This window comes from Cypionkella sp. TWP1-2-1b2 (genome assembly GCF_049896245.1).
Classification (GTDB): Bacteria; Pseudomonadota; Alphaproteobacteria; order Rhodobacterales; family Rhodobacteraceae; genus Cypionkella.
The window spans coordinates 1-4,503 of sequence record NZ_JAFCTX010000083.1 but is presented as its reverse complement, the minus strand read 5'-3'; the positions used below and the strand labels follow the sequence as shown (position 1 = coordinate 4,503).

At 58.6% G+C, this 4,503-nt stretch carries 4 protein-coding genes and 2 pseudogenes; 3 read left to right on the top strand and 3 right to left on the bottom strand.

The features are described 5' to 3' along the window. Positions 1-55: 55 nt before the first annotated feature. Together ACP7AP_RS23975 and ACP7AP_RS23970 are read right to left on the bottom strand one after the other, a co-directional pair. Positions 56-427, bottom strand: coding sequence for a DUF1989 domain-containing protein (locus ACP7AP_RS23975; RefSeq protein ID WP_426038403.1), 372 nt, complete (start codon positions 425-427; stop codon positions 56-58). Positions 428-1,070: 643 nt separating this feature from the next. Continuing rightward, positions 1,071-1,343: pseudogene (locus ACP7AP_RS23970) on the bottom strand (IS30 family transposase); the annotation flags it as partial. Positions 1,344-1,658: 315 nt separating this feature from the next. Here ACP7AP_RS23970 and ACP7AP_RS23965 point away from each other — a divergent pair. The 3 genes and pseudogenes from ACP7AP_RS23965 to ACP7AP_RS23955 all read left to right on the top strand — a co-directional run bounded on the left by ACP7AP_RS23965 (position 1,659) and on the right by ACP7AP_RS23955 (position 3,127). Beyond that, a complete protein-coding gene (locus tag ACP7AP_RS23965) occupies positions 1,659-2,183 on the top strand; it encodes a VPLPA-CTERM sorting domain-containing protein (protein WP_426038401.1) in 525 nt (174 codons plus the stop codon). A 218-nt stretch (positions 2,184-2,401) separates the two neighbouring features. Beyond that, positions 2,402-2,851: pseudogene (locus ACP7AP_RS23960) on the top strand (IS30 family transposase); the annotation flags it as partial. Between the two features lie 12 nt (positions 2,852-2,863). Further along, positions 2,864-3,127 carry a DUF4956 domain-containing protein gene (locus ACP7AP_RS23955; RefSeq protein ID WP_426038399.1) on the top strand — a complete coding sequence of 88 codons (264 nt, stop codon included), beginning with the start codon at positions 2,864-2,866 and terminating at the stop codon, positions 3,125-3,127. Between the two features lie 72 nt (positions 3,128-3,199). Here ACP7AP_RS23955 and ACP7AP_RS23950 read toward each other — a convergent pair whose 3' ends face one another. Beyond that, the gene (locus ACP7AP_RS23950) at positions 3,200-4,228 is read right to left on the bottom strand and encodes an IS30 family transposase (RefSeq protein ID WP_426038397.1); all 1,029 of its coding nucleotides are present in this window, start codon (positions 4,226-4,228) and stop codon (positions 3,200-3,202) included. Positions 4,229-4,503: the final 275 nt, after the last annotated feature.

Below are 4,503 nucleotides of genomic sequence, written 5' to 3'. Positions count from 1 at the left end.
TGCGAAGCTCCATAGGATGTGATTTGCCCATCTCGATCCCCTATATCTGGAAAGATCAGGGAATCAGAAACCGTCCAAGATGGGAAGCCTGAATCATATGAACGGCGACTTGCTCTAGCGCAGCATAGCGATGCACATCGCACGCCGCTATGACTGTGTCGTGACGCCCGGGAGAAGTATCTTCCTCCAGGATCAGAATCGTCCTACGTCGGTTCGTCACAAGGGCATCGCCTTTGGCTGGGAAAATCCCTTGCAAGCTGGCGTGCAAGTGTTCCATCGACAAGTACTCCGAGAGATCGTCGGCCATGAAGCACCATGTGTCGACGACCTGATGACCATGAGTATTGATGATCTGGATTGCCTGGCCTTTTGCCAGATGGACGGCCCGCCCACGTCGCGCTGGAACGATGCTAAGTTCTGTCGTCATATCACGCTCTCCTTCAATAGGTGCTCCCAGCTTATGAAATCGTTGTCTTTGGACAAGGGCTAAAGATCAAGGCGCATCGAGACCGCGACGCAAGTCCAAACACCTAGGTGTTCAGTCCCGGCATTTGAAGTATTCGCATTTACCGCCATTGCCATCGGGGCGGACGCCGCCGCCGGCTAGCCCACCACTGCGGGCTGGTGCTGCCGGATACGGCAGGAAACTCACGCAGCCTGTCCCGAAGACCAGAGCAAGCGATGATCTGCTTTCGTCGTACACGGAAACTGCAAAATTTCGCCACCGTTCATGCCTCGGTCCATAATCATTTCACCTGGGAACGCACGCCCTCCAGCCGACGGGACTTCAAAGCCAATCGCACCGCCGCTCTCGCCGAGTGGCGCGGTCTTCTCACGGCCTAACGGATTGTTGAATAGCGAAAACTGAGACGAGCGTGCGTTTGTCTTACACCAACTGCAGTTCCTCCCCGCGTGGGCGGGGAACAGTCGGTAATCCCGCAACCGCTGATTGTGGTCGGCGGTTCATCCCCGCGTGGGCGGGGAACAGCATGTGCCTGCTGGCACCATCCACATGATTAACGGCTCATCCCCGCGCGGGCGGACATGTCCAAAGATCGGGGAGCTTGGACTCAAGTTTCAAGTGCAACGGTTGATCTGAAGGCCACGATTTCGTCGGCCATGGCTTCGGCGGGTGTTCTCCAGCCCAGTGTCTTTCTCGGGCGGTTATTCATCAATGCGGCGACATCGTTGAGCCAGGTCTGGCTGGCGTCGCTCAGATCGGTGCCCTTGGGCATGAACTAACGAAGCAGGCCGTTGGTGTTTTCTTTGCTGCCACGTTGCCAGAGGGCGTGCGGATCGCAGAACCAGATGTCGATCTTCAGCCGCCGCGCCAGTTCCGGGTGCCATCACCTTCCAACTGGCCGAGGTGGCGGTCACAGGCCCTATCTTGCGGGCCATCTTAGCAGCCATTCGTCGATTGCGAGCGCCACCGTCATGTGCATGACGCTGAAACTGCCCGAGTGCGAACGAAAGCGGCAGGACAGATTTGTCCGGCGCGCCAAAGAACGTCGCTGCCAGGCCAGAATGATGCGGAGTCACGGCCCGATCTGTCCGCTTTCTGCAGGTCTGGCGGAAGTGGACAAGGCACGGGGCGAAAAACACTTGATCAGCGGGCGATTTCAGGTAGCCTTGACTTCACGTGACAGGCCAATTGGGGAATGTCGAATAAAATCGGTTCCATTACTTCGGAAGGAAACGACATGAATATGAAAGTCACTTGCGCAGCGGTCTTGCTGTCAGCGGCTCTTGGCCAGCATGCAATCGCTTCAACTTATCAACTGGATGCAACCATTGCCTTGGGGACTGGTGCGGGCGGTTTCTCGAACTTTTCGGTAACTTTTGACGACAAGGACAATAACAAGCTGCTTGGTGACACGGAAATGCTGGTTTTCGGCGGTGTGGATATCGCATTCAAGCATTACTATGCTTTGCTCTCCATTCCGGTTGCTACCGGTTTTGCGGATGGCACCTTCTCCTCGTGGTTCTTTGCGGGCGCAGGGGGCGCGACGACGACGATGGGTCCGGAGCGTTACCGTTACAAGCTGACGAAACTTACCGGGACCCAGCCTAATCCCGTTCCGCTGCCGGCGGCGGGTTGGGCGCTGATGGCGGGCCTTGGGGCACTATGGTCGTTTCGGCGGAAAGGGAGCGGAGCGTCGAGCGGCCCGATCGCACTGGCGTGAGGTCCGGTCGGGACTGATCCGCTTCGCACCCGGCAAGGCCGACAGATGGCAAGGTGCGGAAAACGCTAGCCAGAAAACTCAGGTGATGGACGGGGCAACGTTCCTCAGGTGGCCGGATACTCCGGAATGACTGACCGGATGTTGTCGGACTGATCGGCCCGATGCGTCGGAATGTGCACGCCAGCCTTCACGCAAGAATTTTTCTCTGACAGTGCCCCTTCAACCGCTCGTCGGTGGGCACGCTGGTCGAGCGCAAGACCCGCTTCGTCGTTCTGTGCAAAATGAACGGCAATGGGGCCAAGGCGGTTCTCGACAGCTTTACCCGTCAGATGAAACGCCTGCCGGTCAGCTTGCGTAAAAGCAGGACCTACGACCGCGGATCCGAGATGGATTGCCACCCAGAACTGGCGCGGCGGCTGAAGATCGACATCTGGTTTTGCGACCCTCACGCGCCCTGGCAGCGTGGCAGCAACGAAAACACCAACGGCCTGCTTCGCCAGTTCATGCCCAAGGGCACCGACCTCAGCGATGCCAGCCAGACCTGGCTCAACGACGTCGCCGCATTGATAAAAAACCGACCCAGAAAAACCCTCGGATGGAAAACCCCCACCGAAGCCATGGCCGAAGAACTCGCGGCCTTCAGATCAACCGTTGCACTTGAAACTTGAATCCGCCCTGTTTTGGGGGCAGTCCAATTCTCGGTAGCGGCCGGCTTTGGTCTGTTCGCTATTCTGGCGCTATTCACCCTGCGCTCGGAACCGATTACAAAAATCGAGATTGCCTACTTTTTTGGCTCCATCGCACTGGCTGTGATCACTGCCGTGCAAGGCACGGTGCTGCCCTTTTGTCGCCATCGTTGCTGCGCTGGTGGTCATCGGCGCATGGCTTGTGGATCATCCGAAAATCCTCGCCTCGATCTACGGGATCAAGATCACGCTAGATAAGATCGATCACGATGCCCTGTCAGATCCTGCCCGAATGCGGGTCGATCTATCGAAGCGGCTGGGGGTGAGGGCTTAGATTCCAGTTTCAAGCGCAACGGTTGATCTGAAGGCCGCGAGTTCGTCGGCCATGGCTTCGGCGGGGGTTTTCCAGCCGAGGGTTTTCCTCGGGCGGTTGTTCATCAGGGCTGCAACATCGTTGAGCCAGGTCTGGCTGGCGTCGCCGAGGTTCGTGCCCTTTGGCATGAACTGGCGCAGCAGGCCGTTCGTGTTCTCGTTCGAGCCGCGCTGCCAGGGGGCGTGGGGATCGCAAAACCAGATGTCGATCTTCAGCCGCCTGGCCAGTTCGGGATGGCAGGCCATCTCGGATCCGCGGTCGTAGGTCATGCTCTTGCGCAGGGCCACGTGCAGGCGTTTCAACTGGCGGGTGAAGCTGTCGAGCACGGCATCGGCGCCGTTGCCCTTCATTTTGCACAGAACAACGAAGCGGGTCTTGCGCTCGACCAGCGTGCCCACCAACGAGCGGTTGAAGGCGCCCTTGATGAGATCACCCTCCCAGTGGCCCGGCACCAGGCGCGCCTCGATCTCTTCGGGGCGGTTGATAATACGCAGCGATTCCGGGACCATGGCGCTGCCCGCCAGCGTCGTGCGTCGGCGACCACGCGCGGGCTTTGCCTGCCGCAGGGCTTCGACCATCGCAGCCTTTAACCCGCCGCGTGGCTGGGCGTAGATCGCGGCGTAGATGGTCTCGTGGCTCACACGGGCCGAGGGGTCATCGGGCTTCATGACCCGCAGTCTCTGCGCGATCTGCTCCGGTGACCAGCGCCGATGCACGAGATGGTCGTGAACAAAACGATAAAGCGCGCAACCCTCGACCAGCCTGCGCGCGCGTCGGCAGCGCATGCGGCGTTCGTCATAAACGCGCCGGGCTGCCGTTGGGCAATAGGACCCATCGGCCTGTCGTCCACGCGCCAGTTCCCGGCAGATCGTGCTGGCGGGGCGACCAAGAAGCCGACCGATCGCACCCTGACTGCTGCCTCTATGCTGCTCGGAGAAGATCACGCCACGTTCCTCGCTGCTGAGGTGCTTGTTTCGTCTGTCCATCGCAACATCCTACGCCCTACGGGCTCCGGGTGTTGCGCTTGAAACTTGAGCCTAAGGGGTCATGTCCTATCAGATCACTACGCTTGATTACATGAACGATGTGGCACGTATCAACGTCTTCTATCGCAAGTAACCCTTTTCCTTAGGAGGCCAGAATGTCAATCAGCGTCGAATATTGAACAGGTAACAGCGTTCAATATTGATCAGTTTGGGCGCTGATTTTCTTGCGCTGTTTGAAGCGCCAGGAGTCATTTCCGGTTTCGAGAATGTCGCAG